The 16,379-nt window shown below is 67.1% G+C and carries 17 protein-coding genes and 1 pseudogene; 9 read left to right on the top strand and 9 right to left on the bottom strand.

All coding sequences use genetic code 11. The features are described 5' to 3' along the window. The gene (locus AB0I35_RS13905; protein WP_357396228.1) at positions 1–462 is read right to left on the bottom strand and encodes a DUF6640 family protein; all 462 of its coding nucleotides are present in this window, start codon (positions 460–462) and stop codon (positions 1–3) included. After that, entirely contained in the window at positions 459–1,052 is a 594-nt protein-coding gene (locus AB0I35_RS13900; RefSeq protein WP_357396227.1) for a TetR/AcrR family transcriptional regulator, read from the bottom strand. The genes AB0I35_RS13905 and AB0I35_RS13900 overlap by 4 nt, the downstream gene beginning before the upstream one ends. 191 nt (positions 1,053–1,243) lie before the next feature. On the opposite strand from AB0I35_RS13900, the gene AB0I35_RS13895 reads away from it, so the two are divergent. Next, complete coding sequence (locus AB0I35_RS13895; protein WP_357396226.1) at positions 1,244–1,876, top strand: TetR/AcrR family transcriptional regulator; 633 nt, start codon at positions 1,244–1,246, stop codon at positions 1,874–1,876. Positions 1,877–1,887: 11 nt separating this feature from the next. Next, on the top strand, positions 1,888–2,535 hold the full coding sequence (locus AB0I35_RS13890) for an enoyl-CoA hydratase-related protein (RefSeq protein ID WP_357396224.1): 648 nt from the start codon (positions 1,888–1,890) through the stop codon (positions 2,533–2,535). A 140-nt stretch (positions 2,536–2,675) separates the two neighbouring features. Here AB0I35_RS13890 and AB0I35_RS13885 read toward each other — a convergent pair whose 3' ends face one another. Beyond that, entirely contained in the window at positions 2,676–3,185 is a 510-nt protein-coding gene (locus AB0I35_RS13885; protein ID WP_357396223.1) for a TetR/AcrR family transcriptional regulator, read from the bottom strand. Here AB0I35_RS13885 and AB0I35_RS13880 point away from each other — a divergent pair. From AB0I35_RS13880 to AB0I35_RS13850, 7 genes and pseudogenes are all read left to right on the top strand, one after another. Next, a pseudogene (locus AB0I35_RS13880) lies at positions 3,184–3,832 on the top strand (lysophospholipid acyltransferase family protein). The gene AB0I35_RS13885 and the pseudogene AB0I35_RS13880 overlap by 2 nt on opposite strands. Positions 3,833–3,892: 60 nt before the next feature. Further along, entirely contained in the window at positions 3,893–4,486 is a 594-nt protein-coding gene (locus tag AB0I35_RS13875; RefSeq protein ID WP_357396221.1) for a DUF308 domain-containing protein, read from the top strand. Positions 4,487–4,698: 212 nt separating this feature from the next. Next, positions 4,699–6,123 carry a three-helix bundle dimerization domain-containing protein gene (locus tag AB0I35_RS13870; RefSeq protein WP_357396220.1) on the top strand — a complete coding sequence of 475 codons (1,425 nt, stop codon included), beginning with the start codon at positions 4,699–4,701 and terminating at the stop codon, positions 6,121–6,123. Positions 6,124–6,244: 121 nt separating this feature from the next. Continuing rightward, complete coding sequence (locus AB0I35_RS13865) at positions 6,245–7,072, top strand: alpha/beta hydrolase (protein WP_357396219.1); 828 nt, start codon at positions 6,245–6,247, stop codon at positions 7,070–7,072. Positions 7,073–7,672: 600 nt separating this feature from the next. Continuing rightward, positions 7,673–8,791 (top strand): serine hydrolase domain-containing protein, encoded by a 1,119-nt coding sequence (locus AB0I35_RS13860; protein WP_357396217.1) that lies wholly within the window; start codon positions 7,673–7,675, stop codon positions 8,789–8,791. A gap of 65 nt (positions 8,792–8,856) precedes the next feature. Then, complete coding sequence (locus AB0I35_RS13855) at positions 8,857–9,201, top strand: hypothetical protein (RefSeq protein ID WP_357396216.1); 345 nt, start codon at positions 8,857–8,859, stop codon at positions 9,199–9,201. An 82-nt stretch (positions 9,202–9,283) separates the two neighbouring features. Further along, positions 9,284–9,619 carry a YnfA family protein gene (locus AB0I35_RS13850; RefSeq protein ID WP_357396215.1) on the top strand — a complete coding sequence of 112 codons (336 nt, stop codon included), beginning with the start codon at positions 9,284–9,286 and terminating at the stop codon, positions 9,617–9,619. A gap of 3 nt (positions 9,620–9,622) precedes the next feature. On the opposite strand, the gene nuoN is transcribed toward AB0I35_RS13850, so the two are convergent. Genes nuoN through nuoI form a run of 6 tightly spaced genes read right to left on the bottom strand, consistent with a single transcriptional unit; the run spans position 9,623 to position 16,369 of the window. Further along, the gene (nuoN, locus tag AB0I35_RS13845; protein ID WP_357396213.1) at positions 9,623–11,245 is read right to left on the bottom strand and encodes an NADH-quinone oxidoreductase subunit NuoN; all 1,623 of its coding nucleotides are present in this window, start codon (positions 11,243–11,245) and stop codon (positions 9,623–9,625) included. Further along, positions 11,242–12,846 (bottom strand): NADH-quinone oxidoreductase subunit M, encoded by a 1,605-nt coding sequence (locus tag AB0I35_RS13840; RefSeq protein WP_357396212.1) that lies wholly within the window; start codon positions 12,844–12,846, stop codon positions 11,242–11,244. Before AB0I35_RS13840 ends, nuoN begins: the two co-directional genes overlap by 4 nt. Beyond that, the gene (gene nuoL / locus AB0I35_RS13835; protein ID WP_357396210.1) at positions 12,843–14,729 is read right to left on the bottom strand and encodes an NADH-quinone oxidoreductase subunit L; all 1,887 of its coding nucleotides are present in this window, start codon (positions 14,727–14,729) and stop codon (positions 12,843–12,845) included. The genes AB0I35_RS13840 and nuoL overlap by 4 nt, the downstream gene beginning before the upstream one ends. Position 14,730: 1 nt before the next feature. Then, positions 14,731–15,030, bottom strand: coding sequence for an NADH-quinone oxidoreductase subunit NuoK (gene nuoK / locus AB0I35_RS13830; protein ID WP_067489925.1), 300 nt, complete (start codon positions 15,028–15,030; stop codon positions 14,731–14,733). Next, on the bottom strand, positions 15,027–15,842 hold the full coding sequence (locus tag AB0I35_RS13825) for an NADH-quinone oxidoreductase subunit J (RefSeq protein ID WP_357396209.1): 816 nt from the start codon (positions 15,840–15,842) through the stop codon (positions 15,027–15,029). The genes nuoK and AB0I35_RS13825 overlap by 4 nt, the downstream gene beginning before the upstream one ends. Continuing rightward, the gene (gene nuoI, locus AB0I35_RS13820) at positions 15,839–16,369 is read right to left on the bottom strand and encodes an NADH-quinone oxidoreductase subunit NuoI (protein ID WP_279537589.1); all 531 of its coding nucleotides are present in this window, start codon (positions 16,367–16,369) and stop codon (positions 15,839–15,841) included. Before nuoI ends, AB0I35_RS13825 begins: the two co-directional genes overlap by 4 nt. Positions 16,370–16,379: the final 10 nt, after the last annotated feature.

Raw genomic sequence — 16,379 nt, 5'->3', positions numbered from 1 at the left:
TTACGCCTCGAATCGACTTCGATCCGCGCCCGGCCTTTTCCTGGCGGCGAGCAGTACGGCGGCGAGCAGGAGTGCCAGCAGGATCAGCGACAGGAGTACCTGGGGGTGCAGGCCGAGGGCCGACGGGTTGTCGAATTCAGGGTCCTGGATGGCGGTGCCGGGAAAGAGCAGCGCGCCGAGGAGCGCGAGCCATGGAACGGCGAGGATCGCGCAGGCCGAGCCGAACGTAGGGAAGCGGTCGCCACCCCGTCGCACGAGCAGGATCAGTGCGATGACGCCGAGCAGGATCGACATGACGATGTATTGGGCGTCGTGGAACTTCGCGTGTGGCGGCCAGGCGTCGTTGCGTAGGTGTTGCGCCGCGCCGGCCGGGATCAGGAAGTCGGCGAGTAGCGCCCCGAATACGGTGGCGAGCGCGACGATCCCGGCGAGCAGGCGGGAGACGTTTCCGAGGATTTTCATGAGTGTCCTTGCAGGCGTTGGCTTTCGGTCTGGTGAGAGCGCACGAATTCGTCGACGACACGACGCACGTAATCGAGATCGAACGTTCGATGGGCCACGAGCCGACGGAAGAACAACGGGCCGTGCAATTGATCGACGGCGAGATCGATGTCCAGTCCCGCCGGTAGTTCGGCGCGAGCGATGGCATCGGCCAGGATCGTGCGCAGCGCTCCGGTTCCGGACCGGTGCAGGCTCACCTTGACCTCCGCGAAACGCGGATCGACTCCGGCTCTTTCGATGATGATGCGCATGGCCTGTTCCATCACCGGTTCGTGGAGCATCGCGTGCGTCACCGACAACGCGGCGAGCAGGTCGGCGCGTAGGTCGCCGGTCGGTTCGGGCCGCACCGCCGCGATGTGCCCGGCGACCGCATCGCGGACGAGATCGGCCGGTTCGGGCCAGTGCCGGTACAGCGTGGCACGGCTGACCCCGCTGCGGGTCGCGACCGCGCCGTGAGTGAGCCCTGCCAGGCCCTGTTCGACCAGCAGTTCGCGCGCCGAGGCGAGAGCGGAACTACGGCTGCGCTCGACGCGCGGATCGGGTGGTCTCATTCGACTCCGCATTTCGATACAAAGTGTTTCACAACTATGAGACATAATGTATCAGAAACTTCTTGACGCGTCGATATCGAAATATCGGAGTGAACGCTCTCTATTCATCTCGTTGCAACCTGGCTGCTGGCTCACGTAAGCCTACTGCCTCGAGGATTGTTACAGAGCGATCGCTCTGTTACTCTCGCTTCATGCCCCGCCCCCGGATACACGATCTCGATCACTTGCTGGATGCCGCCGAAACAATGGCCGTCGACTCCGGCCCCGCCGCTGTCACTGTGCGGGCGCTGTCGGAGGCGACCGGTGTGTCGAACGGGGCGATCTATCACGCGTTCGGGTCACGCGCCGGACTGTTGGGGCGCACCTGGCTGCGCGCCGCCCAACGCTTCCTCGAACTGCAACGTCGAGCTGTCGACCGGGCGCTGGCGACCAGCTCCGCGCCGGAACACGCGATCGAAGCAGTGGTGGCAGCCGCCGATACACCGGCTGAATTCCTGCTGGCGCACCCGGTATCAGGGCGTTTCCTGTTGACCGTGTCCCGGCGGGAACTGCTCGGATCGAGCGAGATCCCCGGCGACATCGCCGGAGAACTACAACGGCTCGACGACCTGCTCACCGGACTGCTCGTCGACTTGGCGCGCAGCGTCTACGGGCGGGGCGATCGGGAAGCGGTGACCGTCGTCCGGGATTGCGTGGTCGAACTGCCGACCGCCCTGCTGCTGCGTGGCCGACGGGCGCCCGAAATCGCAGTGCGCCAACGGCTTGCCGCCGCCGTCCGCGCCGTTCTCGCCTTACCCCTTAATGACCCCACCCCCAAGAAATGAGAGGTAACACCATGACCGCGACGGTGCACTACGAGGACAAGATCGCCGTGCTCACCCTGGGCGACAACGAAAACCGGTTCTCCCCGGACTGGATCGACAGCGTGAACACCCAGCTCGACGCCATCGAGCGGGAAGCGCAGGGCCTGATCACCGTCGGCAGCGGCAAGTTCTATTCCAATGGGCTCGACCTGGAATGGTTGACGGCCAACGGCGACCGAGGCGAATGGTACGTCGGCCGGGTTCAGGAACTGTTCGCCCGCATCCTCACCTTCCCGCTGCCGACCGTCGCCGCCGTCAACGGGCACGCCTTCGGTGCGGGCGCCATGCTGGCCATCGCCCACGACTTCCGGATCATGCGTGCGGACCGGGGCTACTACTGCTTCCCCGAGGTCGACATCAACATCCCTTTCACCTCCGGCATGGCCGCTCTCATCCAGGCCAAACTCGGCCCGCAGGCCGCAGTCACCGCCATGACCACCGGTCACCGCTTCGCCGGTCCGGATGCTCTCGCCGCCGGCCTGGTCGATGCCACGGCCACCGAAGCCGAGCTCGTCACCGAAGCCGCCACCAAGCTCACCCCGATCCTCGGCAAGAACCCCGCCACTCTCGCCGCCATCAAGACCACCATGTACGCCGCCGTCACCGCGACCCTCCGCTGAGACGAGACCCGAGGATGCCTGACCGAGGCCTTACCCCGATACCCGAATGCGGCGACACCCCACCGAACTCATCCTCCCGGTCGACGTCCTCGATGCCGACGCCAACGCCTTCGTCACCGCGAGAATCACCATGCACGTCTCTAAGTAGCGATGGACACCGATCCGAGGTGACGGGCCACGGATTCGAGGACCAGTAAACGCGGTTTCGCCTCCGGCGCGATCAATTCCAGGCTCCGACTCGCGGCGAGCACCGCGATGCCGTGCACGCTGGTCCACAACCCCAGCGCCCGGGAAGTGTCACCGGGACAACACCTGTCGACCAGGGCGGCCCACTCCCGATAGATCGGCACGGTCTGCTGCCGGAGGTTCTGCCCGGAACCCTCGAGCAGATCGTGCCGGAACATCAGGGTGAACATCTCGGGCCGTTCGACGGCGAAACTCACATACTCCGTCGACATCCGTTCGATTCGCACTCGCGGCGTGTCGTGCACGCAGGAGGAGAAGCAGGCCAGAAGGTCGGCGAATCCGCGTGCCGCTACGGCACTGAGCAGGGCGGCGTGTGTCGGAAAGTATCGGCGGGGCGCACCGTGCGACACGCCCGCTTGCCGCGCGATCGCCCGCAATCCGAGGTTTGCCGTGGGGATGTTCATGTGGTTCTGGTTGCTGAAGTACGTACTGTTCGGACCGGTGCTCCGAGTGCTGGGAAGGCCGAAAGTCGAAGGGCTGCACCATGTGCCGCCGAAGGGGCCGGTGATCGTCGCCCGCGAATCACCTGGCGGCGGTCGATTCGCTGTACTTGGCACTGGTTCTACCGCGACGCATCACCTTCATTGCCAAACAGGAGTACTTCACGGGCACCGGTATGCGTGGACGGATCGAACGGTGGCTGATGACTGCGACGGGGCAGGTGGCGGTCGACCGGTCCGGTGGATCAGCGTCGAGCGCCGCACTCGATGCGGCCGTGGGGATTCTCGCGGACGGGGGCGTGTGGGGGATACATCCTGAGGGGACACGGTCGCCCGACGGTCGGGTCTATCGCGGACGCACCGGCGTGATCCGGGTCGCGTTGCGAACCGGAGCGCCGGTGGTGCCGGTGTCGCTGTCGGGGACGGACTTCGTGAATCCCCGCGGACGGCGGATGTTGCGGCCGGGCCGGGTTCGCATCGTGTTCGGTGCGCCGCGTTACTTTTCGCCGTTGGATCGTGCCCAGGTCAGGACCGCGACCGACGATTTGATGGTCGAGGTCGCCGCACGTTCGCATCGTCCCTATGTGGACCAGTACGCACAACGACCGTAGGCGGCGCCACGCCACGGTGGTTGAGCCGCACCGGGGCTCGACGGGCATAGGGTGGGCGGCATGTCCTTGACCGACGGGGAGGGGCAGCACAGCGGGGGGACCCGGCAGGCGATGGTGATCGCGAGCGGGGCGTCGTTCGTGCTCGGGGTGGTGATGTTGCTGTGGCCTGGGCGCGACGAATCGACCCTGGCCCTGATCTTCGGGATCGCCCTGGTGATCAGCGCGCTCTTGCAGGGATTTCTGGCGCTGTGGGCGCGGATCGGGTTCCTGCTTCGGGTGCTGGTACTGGTGAGTGCCGCGCTCACGTCGGTGCTGGCCGTGCTGGCGTTCAGTGGTGGGAACATCGAACTGCTCGCACTGTGGATCGGGCTCGGGTGGACGGTGCGGGGGATCGTGCTCGCACTCGTCGCGGCGTGGGACGACGATCGCGCCGACAGCTGGACAGCCGAGCTCTGCGGGCTCGGCACCCTCGCGATCGGCATCACGATCATCGCCATGACCTTCAAGACCGTCACCGGCCTGGCGACGATGACCGGCGGCGGACTGATCGTGATCGGCGTGCTCGACCTGCTCGCCGCCGGTATCGTGCGGGCCACACACACCGCCACCGCGCCCGCCCCGACGGTGAACACACAGGCCGTCGCCGACCGCTGACCCCAATCCCACACCCGCAGTGCACTTTTCGCGGCGGTGGACGAACATCCGGACAACATGACGTTGCCGGAAACGGAGCGGGTGCTGAACTCTGCGTGCCGGGCCGTTCACAGCTGGGGCAACTGTGCTGCGCGCCGGTAGCGTGGCCCGCGGCGTGCGCAGGTCGCCGCGCGCCGCGTCCGCAGCCCCGAAGTATGACCAGGAGAATTGTGGTGTCGCGCGTAATCCCCGGCGTAGCTGCCGATGCCGTCGAACGTGAGAAGCAGGCCATGCGGCGCATGACCGAAAGCCTGGTCGAAGATCTGTCGGACAATGTTCCCGTCGAGCAGGTGACCTCGGCCGTCGGCGCCGCGCACACCCGCTTCGAGGGCAAGCCGATCCGTGAGTTCGTGCCGATCCTGGTGGAACGAATCGTGCGCAACGAACTCGCCGACTCCGACCCGACCGTGCGCGTACCCGCGCCGACCGCGCGCACTGCCGCCACCGAGCAGCCGACCGAACCGGTCGCCGTCGAGAAGGACCCGCCCGCCGCGCCGTCGGTGAGCAGGCGGAAGCTCATTTCGCTGTCGGTCGGTGCGGTCGGGGCGGTGGCGATCGTGGCCACCGGGATGACACTGTGGCCGAGCAGCGCCGAAAGCCCCGCCGCCGCACCGGTCGGCGCGGTCACCGTGGTGCGCGGTGTCGTCGGGTCGGAGAAGATGTCGTTCTTCGCCGACGAGCGGGTCGTGCAGGTACTCACCGACAACGGGATCCGGGTGGAGGTGCAGCCCGCGGGATCGCGCCAGATCGCCACCGAGGTGAACCTCGACAGCTTCGATTTCGCGTTTCCGTCGAGCAAGCCCGCCGCCGAACGCATTCAGCGATTGCGCAACGTGACCGCCGGGTACACGCCGTTCTCCTCGCCGATCGCGATCGCCACCTACCGGCCGATCGCCGACCTGCTCACCGCGGCAGGCGTGATCAAGCCCGGCCCCGTCGCGACCTTCGACATGCAGCGCTACCTCGAGCTCACCGCCCAGGGCGTGCAGTGGGACGACCTGCCCGGCAACACGACCTATCCGGTGGCCAAGAACATCTTGGTCTCCACCACCGACCCGCGTACCTCGAACTCTGCCGCGATGTACATGGCCATCGCCGGCTATGTGGCCAACGATCACACCATCGTGCGCGGCGGCACCGCCGAACAGCATGTGCTGCCGACGCTGTCGAAACTGTTCCTCGCCCAGGGCTACACCGACAACAGCAGCGAAGGGCCCTTCACCCAGTACCTGACCAACGGGATGGGCCCGACACCGATGGTGTGCATCTACGAGGCCCAGTTCGTCGAGGCGGCGGGGCAGGGACGCATCACCGACGACATGGTTCTCACCTATCCGACACCGACCGTGCTCTCGAGCCACACGCTGGTCCCGTTCACCGATACCGGCGACCGTATCGGCAAACTGCTCATCGAGAACGCCGAACTGCGCCGTCTCGCCGCCGAACACGGTTTCCGCACGGGTGACAACGCGCAGTTCACCGCCGTGGCCGCCGAACGCAAGGTGCCGGTTCCCGCCGACCTGATCGACGTGGTCGACGTGCCCGCGTACGAGACGCTGGAAAACCTACTCGACGGGGTCGCCAAGTCCTACAACTGAGTTCGGTGCGCTGACCTGCGAATATCCCGGGGCGAAAAACTTTTCGCGGACAGCGATGAGTTCTGGCGGTGGGCACCGTCTATATGGGTGCTACCTGTAGGCCGAGATCCGGGAGAGGCTCATGACCGCCAGTTCCGCCGTCACCACCGGCACCCTCGTGGTGCCTGATGCCCGTTTGTACTACGAGGTCAGGGGATCGGGACCACTGATGGTGCTCGTCGGCGCACCGATGAACGCCGCCGCGTTCGCCCCGCTGGCCGAGCAGCTCGCCACCACCAACACGGTCCTCACCACCGACCCGCGCGGCCACAACGCCAGCGCCCTGAACGACCCGGATCAGGACTCCACCGTCGCGGCCCGCGCCGACGACCTGGCCCGGCTCGTCACCCATCTCGACGCGGGCCCGGCGGTGGTGTTCGGTTCCAGCGGCGGCGCCGTGTCCGCGCTCGCCCTGGCCCAGAACCACCCCGACCTGGTCACCACGGTCGTCGCCCACGAGCCCCCGCTGCGCGAACTGCTCCCCGACGCCGACGCTCAGCGGGCCCGCACCGACGACATCATCGCCACCTACACCGACGGCGATGTACTCGGCGCGTGGCGGAAGTTCTTCGCCCAAGCCGACATTCCGATTCCCGACCCGGTCCTCGAGCAGATGTTCGGCGCCGATCGCGACCCACGCCAAGTGGCGAGCGAACGCTACTGGCTCACCCACGAACTGCGCCACACCACCGCATGGGTGCCCGATCCGCCCCTGCTCCGCACGATCCCCACCCGCGTGATCGTCGGTATCGGCACCGACTCCACCGACCAGCTCTGCGACCGCACCTCCCGCCGACTGGCCTCGGCGCTCGGCGTCGACCCGGTCCTGTTCCCTGGCGACCACACCGGATTCGTCAACGAACCAGCCACTTTCGCCGCCCGGCTGCAAGAAGTGCTCGACGAGCCCTGAGCACGGTTGCTCACCCGGCAGCCCGTTGACGGTGCCCGCGTCTCCTCCTGCGCCGCACGCTGCCTCGGGCTCGAGCGATCAGGTCTCGTGGTGAGCGTGTAGGTATCGGTGCGACGGCCGGCAGAGTCAGTGGATCGGCGATGCCCGGATGGGTTCGAAGCGTGTTCAGGGTGGTGGCGGTGCGATCGCGGGACCTGTCGAGGGCGGAAGACTTTCGGGCAGCGTGAGTGAGCGAGGGCCGCGAGAACGGCCAGCGCGTCGTCGGTGCTGGCTTCGGTGAGATCGCTGCTCCGCATCTGGTTGCTGAGCCGGTCGAAGAACCCCCTCATTTCGGCGAGGCGGGTGCCGGGAATCATGTCGGCGCCGAAGATCTCGTCCCCTTACCCTTCATGCCGCCCACCGTATCCGCCGGGTACGACATCGCTGCTACCGCGACCCGCGACGCTACGTTGTCGTTGTCGTTCACGACGGTGGCCGGGACGTGCGAAGGGTCTTCGTCTATACCGCCTGCTGACACCTCCCCGGGGAGTACGGCAGTCTGACAGTAGGTAGTACCGCAGTCCAATGTGCCTGTGTACCAGGGCTTTCTACTGTCTGCTCATGCTGACACGTACGTTGATCCTGCCGATCTGCACCATCGCCTTATTGCTGACGAGCTGTACTCCGAGCTCCGCTGAGGCGCCCGCCGTCGCGCCCGCACGACTGGACTCGGCGCGGGCCGACCTTGCCGGATTGGTGCGGTCCGGAGCTGTCGGCGTCGTCGCCACCCTGACCGACAACGGTGCGACGGCAGTGATGAGCGCCGGGGTCGCCGACCTTGCCGAGGACGCACCGATTCCTGATGATCGACCGCACTACGTGCGGGTCGGCAGCATTACCAAGACGTTCACGGCGGTGGTGGTGTTGCAGTTGGTCGCCGAGGGGCGGGTGGGGCTGGACGCGCCGGTGGAGAAGTACCTGCCGGGTTTGCTTCGTGGTGACGGCGTGGACGGGCAGGCGATCACGGTTCGTCAGCTCCTCGGTCACCGCAGCGGATTGCCGGTTCCGCGTTCGTTCGAACTGACGGAGCATCAGGCGGCCGTCGTCGGTCGTACCTTCACACCGGAGGAGGAGATGGCGATCATCCTGCAGTCACCCGCCGAGTCGGCTCCCGGTACCCGCTTCCAATACAACAACACCAACTACGTGGTGGCGGGGATGCTGATCGAGGCTGTCACCGGTCGCGCATACATCGCCGAGCTCGCCGACCGCATCCTCATCCCGCTCGGCCTGACACACACCTATCTGCCCGCCACCGGCGAAACCGGTCTGCGCCGACCCCATCTGTCCGGCTACACCACGGTCGACGGAAACGTCACCGACGAAACCCTCATGGAACCGTCTCTGCCGTGGGCCTCGGGCGCCCTGGTCAGTACCGGCGCCGACCTCAACCGTTTCTACCTCGCACTGATGTCGGGCCAGGTGGTTCCGCCTGCCCAATTGCGCGACATGCTCGACGGCGTCGACATGGGCGAAGGCAACGGCATGTCCTACGGACTCGGCATCGGTTACACCCAACTCCCGTGCGGCACACGCTTCATCGGCCATAACGGCAACGTCCGCGGCTTCAGCGCTCTCGCGGGGGCCACCACCGCGGGCCGCGCCTTCACCTACTCCTACACCGGCACCCCGACCGCCACGAACATGGGCGCCTGGATCACCAGCGGGCTCTGCGGCTGATCCGCCACTCGCGGCACCCGGCGAAGGGTGTATCCGATACCGAGGTGCAGGGTTACCGTCGAAGAATGCAGCTTCAACCAGATCAGGGCGATTGGGTGTCTCCGGCCTGCACCCTGCCCACGGCGGAGCAACCGACCCGGGTCGCCGAATTCGACCGGCTGTTCCGCAGCTCCGCACGCACAACCAGGCGTCCCGATCGGACGCGGCTCGAAGTGCTCCTCGATCCGGGTGCCGAGGTGGTGGCGCGCGAACTCTCCGAGCGTGAGAGCCGCTGCTGCTCGTTCTTCACCTTCGACTTCACTGTCGAAGAGGAGGGCTTGATGATGCGAGTCGGTGTTCCGGCGAACCACGTCGAGGTACTCGACGCCTTCGCCGCACGCGCCCTGGCCGCGATCGGGGCGACCGGGTGAGCTCTGCGCTGACCGGCCGGCTCGCATTCGCCGCAACCTCGCCACCGTCGCGGATCGCGGCCGGAATTCAGGATGCGCGCCGATGACCGTCTTGCGCTCTGTCCTGCTGTTCGCGCTGGCCGCCGTTGCCGAGATCGGCGGCGCCTGGTTGGTCTGGCAGGGCGTGCGCGAACACAAGGGCGTGGCCTGGATCGGCGCCGGGGTCATCGCCCTCGGCCTCTACGGTTTCGTCGCCACACTGCAGCCCGACGCCGATTTCGGGCGGATCCTGGCCGCCTACGGTGGGGTGTTCGTGGCCGGATCCCTGCTGTGGGGCATGGCAGTGGACGGCTTCCGCCCCGACCGCTGGGACGTGATCGGGGCAGCCGTCTGCCTGCTCGGCGTCGCGATCATCATGTACGCGCCGCGTCCTAACTGATCGCTACTGGATGAAGTGGGCCGCCCGTTCTGCCAGGTCGAGAACGGGCTGGGGGAACAGGCCGAGGAGCACGGTCGCGCCCGCGGTGAAGGCGACGACGAGGACGGTCGCGAACGGCGAGGTCGCGGTCGGGGCGTCGGCGGGCGGATCGGTGAAGAACATCAGCACGATGACGCGGACGTAGAAGAACGCCGCGATGGCGCTGCACACGACACCGATGATGACCAGGAAGATGTAGTCGGCACCGGATGCGGCGGCGAATACCGCGAACTTGCTGACGAATCCGCTGGTCAACGGAAGCCCGGCGAACGACAGCAGCAGTAGCGCGAAAACCGAGGCCAGCCAGGGGGACTGCTTACCGAGACCGGCCCACTGCGACATGGCGGTCGCCTCGTCGCCGGAACCGTCGCGCACCAGACTGACCACCGCGAACGCACCGACGGTGCCGAGACCGTAGGCCAGCAGATAGAACATCACCGCCGCCAGGCCCGCGGAATCGGCGGCGGTCATGCCGACGAGCAGGAACCCGGCGTGCGCGATGGAGGAGTAGGCGAGCATCCGCTTCACATCGGTCTGAGTGACCGCCATGACCGCGCCGACCACCATCGTCGCCACCGCGACGGCGGCGAGCACGGGCCGCCAATCATCGCTGAGCGCACCGGTTCCCACCATCAGCACCCGCATGGTCGCCCCGACCGCGGCGATCTTGGTCGCGGCCGCCATGAACGCGGTGATCGGGGTCGGTGCGCCCTGATACACGTCGGGCACCCACGCCTGGAACGGCACGGCACCGATCTTGAACAGCAGTCCCACCGCGAGCATCGCGATACCGAGCAGGGCGAGAGTGGCGTCGTCGCCCTGCTTGTCCAGTGCCGCACCGATTTCCGGCAGCGAAACGGTGCCGGTCTGCCCGTAGAGCAAGGCGACACCGTAGAGGAAGAACGCCGAGGAGAAGGCACCGAGCAGGAAGTACTTCAGTGCCGCTTCCTGTGACAGCAACCGCCTGCGCCGGGCGAGTCCGCACAGCAGATACAGCGGCAGCGACAGCACCTCGAGCGCCACGAACATGGTGAGCAGATCGTTGGACGCGGGAAACAGCAGCAACCCGCCCAGGGCGAGCATGGTCAGCGGGAAGACCTCGGTGGTCGAGACGCCCGCCCGCACGGCGGCGAGCTCGTTGGCGCTGCCCGGCACCGACGATGCCTGCGGGGTGAAGGCGTCGACGCCGCGTTCGAGGGCGGCGGCGGCCCGGCTCCAGGTGCCCGGCCCGCTGCGCACCCGCCGCACCGCACCGCGTTCGGCGATCAGCAGCAACCCGAGCAGCCCGATCACTAGAATGGTGCCCTGCAGAAACAAGGTGACGCCGTCGATCGCGACGGCACCGACCACTGCGGTGGCCTCGGTGCCGGCGAGTAGCACCACGGTGACCAGCGCGGCGACCACACCGGCGATGCCGAGCACCACGTGTGTGCCGTACCGGTACGCGCGGGGCGCGAACGCCTCGACCAGCACACCGACGACGCCGACGCCGAATACGATCAGCATCGGTGCGAGCAGGTGGTATTCGATGCTCGGCGCGGTCAGCGGGGCCGCGAGCTCGTTGATGGTCACGGAGTCCGTCCTCATTTGTGTCCGCCGGTGGGGGCTGCTTCGGGAGCGGGGACCGTCGGCGCCGGATCCTGTTTACCGATGGTCGACAAGGTCTGCCCCACTGCGGGATTCACCAGATCGAGCATCGGCTTCGGGTACAGGCCGAGCACCAGCAGGGCGACGAGCAGCGGAACGACCACGGCGAGTTCACGCGGCACCAGATCGCGCAGGTTCTCGTTGCCCGCGCGCACCGGACCGGTCATCAGTCGCTGGTAGAGCCACAGCACGTAGATCGCGGCCAGGACCAGCGCACCGGTCGCCACCACCGCGGCCACCTCGTATCGGCTGAATGTGCCGACCAGAACCAGGAATTCGCTGACGAACGGAGCGAGTCCGGGCAACGACAAGGTCGCCAATCCGGCGATGAAGAACGTGCCCGCCAGCACGGGGGCCACTTTCTGCACGCCGCCGAAATCGGCGATCATCCGGCTGCCGCGGCGGCTGACGAGGAATCCGGCGATGAGAAACAATGCGGCCGTGGACAATCCGTGGTTCACCATGTACAGCGTGGCACCGGACTGCGCCTGGGAGGTCATGGCGAAGATGCCGAGGATGATGAACCCGAAGTGCGAGATGGAGGTGTAGGCGATCAGGCGCATCACGTCGGTCTGCCCGATCGCGAGCAGCGCACCGTAGAGCACACCGATCACCGCGAGGGTGATGACGAGCGGAGCGAAGGTGTCGGAGGCCAGGGGGAACAACAGCAGGCAGTAGCGCAACATGCCGAAGGTGCCGACCTTGTCGACCACCGCCATCATCAGCACCGCGCCCGACGGGGTGGCCGACACGGCGGCGTCGGGCAGCCAGGTGTGCAGCGGCCACAGGGGAGCCTTCACCGCGAAGGCGAACATGAACCCGAGGAACAGGGCGTTCAAGACCGCCGTACTACCGCCGAGTTCGCCGTTGTTGGCCGCCTCGACCACCACCCGCAGATCGAAGGTGCCCGCCGAGCCCTGACCGAGGCCGGCGCGGGCGGTGAGCACGTACAACCCGATCACCGCCGCCAGCATGATCAACCCACCGAACAGGTTGTACAGCAGGAACTTCACCGCCGCGCGCGAGCGTTGCGCGCGCACGGCGGCGTCGGTGGTGCGGGCGCCGAAGCCACCGATGAGGAAGTACATCGGGATCAGCATGGCTTCGAAGAAGATGTAGAACAGCAGGATATCGAGGGCGAGGAACGAGATCAGCACCATCGACTCGACCAGCAGCATCAACGCCATGTACAGGTGGGCGTTCTTGCGGCCGTCACCGCTGTCGTCGTTCCAGCCCGCCAGGATCAGCAGCGGCACGAGCAGCGCGGTGAGCAGTACCAGGGCGGTGGCGATGCCGTCGAGGCCGAGGGTGTAACCCACGCCGAACGCCGGGATCCATTCGTGGGATTCGACGAATTGGTACTGCTCACCGCCGGGCCGGAAATTCACCGCGAGCACGACGGCGAGCACGAGCACACCGAACGACACCGTGAACGCGAGCGCGCGGGCCAGGGTGCGCTGGGCGGCGGGGACCGCGAGCACCGCGACGGCACCGATCGCGGGGGCGAGCCAGAGCGTCGTCAGCCAGGGAAACGAGTTCACCAGAACCTCACCGCGAGCAGGGCAGCGGCCACCAGGGCCGCGCCGGTGAACATGGACAGGGCATACGAGCGGACGAAACCTGTTTGCACGCGCCGGGCTCGGGCGGACAACCCGCCGATGGCGGCGGCCGTCCCGTTGACGATCCCGTCGACACCCTTGGCGTCGACGAATACCAGCGCCCGGGTGAGATAGCGGCCGGGACGTTCGAACGCCGCTTCGTTGACGGCATCACCGTAGAGGTCCTTGCGTGCGGCGCGAGTGAGCACGGTGACCGGCTCCGGCGCGACCTCGGGAACGGTCGACTCGGCGTACTTGCGGTAGGCCACGGCGACACCGATCGCGACCACCGTCAACGCGAGCCCGGTGACGACGATGGGCGGGACGACGGGTTCGGCGTGGTGCGAGCCGACGACGGGTTCGAGCCAGTGCACCAGCGACGAGCCCCACACGAACAGTCCACCGGCGAACACGGATCCGAGGGCGAGCAGGATCATCGGCCCGGTCATCACCGCGGGTGATTCGTGCGGGTGGGTGTCGGGTTTCCAACGGCGTTCACCGAAGAACGTCATCAGCATGACCCGGGTCATGTAGAACGCGGTGAGCCCGGCGCCGAGCAGGGTGACCACCCCGAGCAGGACACCGGTGGTGCCGCCGTGGTCGAAGGCGGCCTCGATGATCTTGTCCTTGGAGAAGAAGCCCGACAGAGGTGGCACGCCGATGATCGCCAGGTAGCCGAGCCCGAAGGTGACGAAGGTGATCGGCATCAGGGTGCGAAGTCCGCCGTAGCGGCGCATGTCGGTTTCGTCGTTCATCGCGTGCATCACCGATCCGGCGCCGAGAAACAACCCGGCTTTGAAGAAGCCGTGGGTGAGCAGGTGCATGATCGCGAACGCGTAGCCGGCGGGGCCGAGACCGACGGCGAGGATCATGTAGCCGATCTGGCTCATCGTCGAGGCGGCCAGCGCCTTCTTGATGTCGTCCTTGGCGCAGCCGATGATCGCGCCGAACAGCAACGTCACCGCGCCGACTGCGAGCACCGCTGCCTGCGCGCCGGGGGCCAGATCGTAGATCGGGTTGGCGCGCGCGATCAGGTACACACCGGCGGTGACCATGGTGGCGGCGTGGATGAGCGCCGACACCGGGGTCGGGCCTTCCATCGCGTCACCGAGCCAGGACTGCAGCGGCACCTGCGCGGATTTACCGCACGCGGCGAGCAGCAACATCAACCCGATCACGGTGAGCGTGCCCTCGCTCGCGCCCGGTGCGGCCGCGAACACCGTCCGGAAGTCGAAGGAACCGAAAGTCGCGAACATGACCATCATGGCGATGGCAAGACCCATGTCACCGACTCGGTTCACCACGAATGCCTTCTTGGCGGCCGTTGCGGCGGAGGGCTTCTCGTACCAGAACCCGATCAGCAGGTACGACGCCAGACCCACACCTTCCCAGCCCAGGTACAGCACGAGGAAGTTGTCGGCCAGGACGAGTACCAGCATGGCGGCCAGGAACAGGTTGAGGTAGCCGAAGAAGCGGCGCCTGCCCGGATCGTGGCTCATGTAGCCGATCGAATAGAGGTGGATCAGGGAGCCGACGCCGGTGATGAGCAGCGCGAAGCAGATCGACAGCTGATCGAGTTGCAGCCCGAACCCGACCTGCATCTGCGCCACCGGCACCCAGGTGAACAGTTCCAGATGCTGGGCACGGTCGGCGTCGGCGCGACCGAGCATGGCGACGAACGCGACGAACGCGACGACGAACGAACCGAGCGCGGCGGCGGTACCGAGGTAGTGCCCCCAGCCGTCGGCGCGGCGCCCGAGCAACAGCAGGACGATCGCGCCGAGGAGGGGGATCGCGGGCAGCAGCCACAACGTTGCGGTACCCATGTCAGAACTTCAGGAGGTTGGCGGCGTCGACCGAGGTCGACCGGCGGGCACGGAAGATCGTCATGATGATCGCCAGCCCGACGACGACCTCGGCGGCGGCCACGACCATGGTGAAAAAGGCGATCACCTGACCGTCGAGGTCGCTGTGCAGCCGGGCGAAGGTGACGAAGGCCAGGTTCACCGCGTTGAGCATGAGCTCCACGCACATGAACACCACGATCGCGTTGCGCCGCAACAGGACTCCGGCGGCGCCGATGGTGAACAACAGCGCGGACAGGAACAGGTAGTTCTGGGGGTTCACCGCTTGCCTTCCTCGTCGGCCGTCGGGTTGTCGCCGCGTGCCGCGCCCGCCGCCAGGAACAGCGCTTCTTCGTGGGCGCGGGTGCGGCGGTGGCGCAGGATGGTGCTCACCGAGTGTTCGGCGTAGGAGCCGTCGGGCAGCAGGGCCGGGCTGTCGACGGCGTTGTGCCGGGCGAAGACGCCCGGTGTCGGCTGCGGGGTGGCGCGTTCACCGCCGGTGCGGAAACGGTCACGTGACATCTCGCGCTGACCGCGGCGCGGCGTGAAATGTTCGCGGTGTGCCAGCACCATGGCACCGATCGTGGCGGTGATGAGCAGCGCCCCGGTGAGTTCGAATGCCCAGACGTAGCGCAGGAAGATCAGTTCGGCCAGTTCGGCGATCACATCGCGCTCACCGAAACCGTTGCCCGCGAAGCGGGTTCCGTCTCCACCCAGCGCCGACCCGATGCCGCCGATGAGCAGGAACCCGAATCCGAGGCCGACGATCGCGGCGGCGATACGTTGCCCGCGCAGGGTTTCGCGCAGGGATTCGGCCGAGTCGACACCGACGAGCATCAGCACGAACAGGAACAGCATCATCACCGCGCCCGTGTACACCACGATCTGCACGACACCGAGGAACAGGGCGTCCTGGGCGATGTAGAACACGGCGAGCGCGATCATGGTCGCGGCCAGGCACAGTGCCGAGTGCACCGCCTTGGCCGCGGTCACCATGCCGACCGCGCCGAGCACGGCGATAGGGGCGAGCACCCAGAACAGCACGGCTTCCCCGGTGGAGGTGGCGGCGATGTCGGCGGCCAGCAGGGTGGTCATCGCAGGACCTCCTCTTCGGACGCCGCGGGTCCGACGCGACCGAGGTAGTAGTCGGCGGCGTCGGTGCCGGGCGCCATCGCGTGCGGCGGAGCGACCATGCCGGGCTCCATCGGTGCCAGCAGCCGGTCCTTCTCGTAGATCAGGTCCGCGCGGTTGTCGTCGGTGAGTTCGTACTCGTTGGTCATGGTGAGCGCCCGGGTGGGGCAGGCCTCGATGCACAGGCCGCAGCCGATGCAGCGCAGGTAGTTGATCTGATACACGCGCCCGTAGCGTTCACCGGGGGAGAAACGTTCGTCCTCGGTGTTGTCGCCGCCTTCGACGTAGATGGCGTCGGCTGGGCACGCCCAGGCGCACAGCTCGCAGCCGATGCACTTCTCGAGGCCGTCGGCGTAGCGGTTGAGCTGGTGGCGACCGTGATAGCGCGGCGCGGTCGGCACTTTCTGTTCCGGGTAGAACTCGGTGTTGGGCTTCTTGAACATGGTCGCCCCGGTGACGGCGAACCCGGCGAAGGGATCGAGCAGACCGATCCGCGGTTCG

This window comes from Nocardia sp. NPDC050378 (genome assembly GCF_040655675.1).
In the GTDB taxonomy this organism is placed as follows: domain Bacteria; phylum Actinomycetota; class Actinomycetes; order Mycobacteriales; family Mycobacteriaceae; genus Nocardia; species Nocardia coubleae.
Note: the sequence above shows the minus strand (reverse complement) of the source record. Positions and strands in the feature narration are given on the sequence as shown.

Bases quoted from the DNA above. Each gene is read 5' to 3' on its own strand.
- AB0I35_RS13905 (WP_357396228.1), bottom strand. From the start codon at position 462: ATGAAAATCCTCGGAAACGTCTCCCGCCTGCTCGCCGGGATCGTCGCG.
- AB0I35_RS13890 (WP_357396224.1), top strand. From the start codon at position 1,888: ATGACCGCGACGGTGCACTACGAGGACAAGATCGCCGTGCTCACCCTG.
- AB0I35_RS13875 (WP_357396221.1), top strand. From the start codon at position 3,893: ATGTCCTTGACCGACGGGGAGGGGCAGCACAGCGGGGGGACCCGGCAG.
- AB0I35_RS13885 (WP_357396223.1), bottom strand. From the start codon at position 3,185: ATGAACATCCCCACGGCAAACCTCGGATTGCGGGCGATCGCGCGGCAA.
- AB0I35_RS13865 (WP_357396219.1), top strand. From the start codon at position 6,245: ATGACCGCCAGTTCCGCCGTCACCACCGGCACCCTCGTGGTGCCTGAT.
- AB0I35_RS13900 (WP_357396227.1), bottom strand. From the start codon at position 1,052: ATGAGACCACCCGATCCGCGCGTCGAGCGCAGCCGTAGTTCCGCTCTC.
- AB0I35_RS13825 (WP_357396209.1), bottom strand. From the start codon at position 15,842: ATGACCACCCTGCTGGCCGCCGACATCGCCGCCACCTCCACCGGGGAA.
- nuoL (WP_357396210.1), bottom strand. From the start codon at position 14,729: ATGGGTACCGCAACGTTGTGGCTGCTGCCCGCGATCCCCCTCCTCGGC.
- nuoN (WP_357396213.1), bottom strand. From the start codon at position 11,245: ATGAGGACGGACTCCGTGACCATCAACGAGCTCGCGGCCCCGCTGACC.
- AB0I35_RS13860 (WP_357396217.1), top strand. From the start codon at position 7,673: ATGCTGACACGTACGTTGATCCTGCCGATCTGCACCATCGCCTTATTG.
- AB0I35_RS13895 (WP_357396226.1), top strand. From the start codon at position 1,244: ATGCCCCGCCCCCGGATACACGATCTCGATCACTTGCTGGATGCCGCC.
- AB0I35_RS13850 (WP_357396215.1), top strand. From the start codon at position 9,284: ATGACCGTCTTGCGCTCTGTCCTGCTGTTCGCGCTGGCCGCCGTTGCC.
- AB0I35_RS13855 (WP_357396216.1), top strand. From the start codon at position 8,857: ATGCAGCTTCAACCAGATCAGGGCGATTGGGTGTCTCCGGCCTGCACC.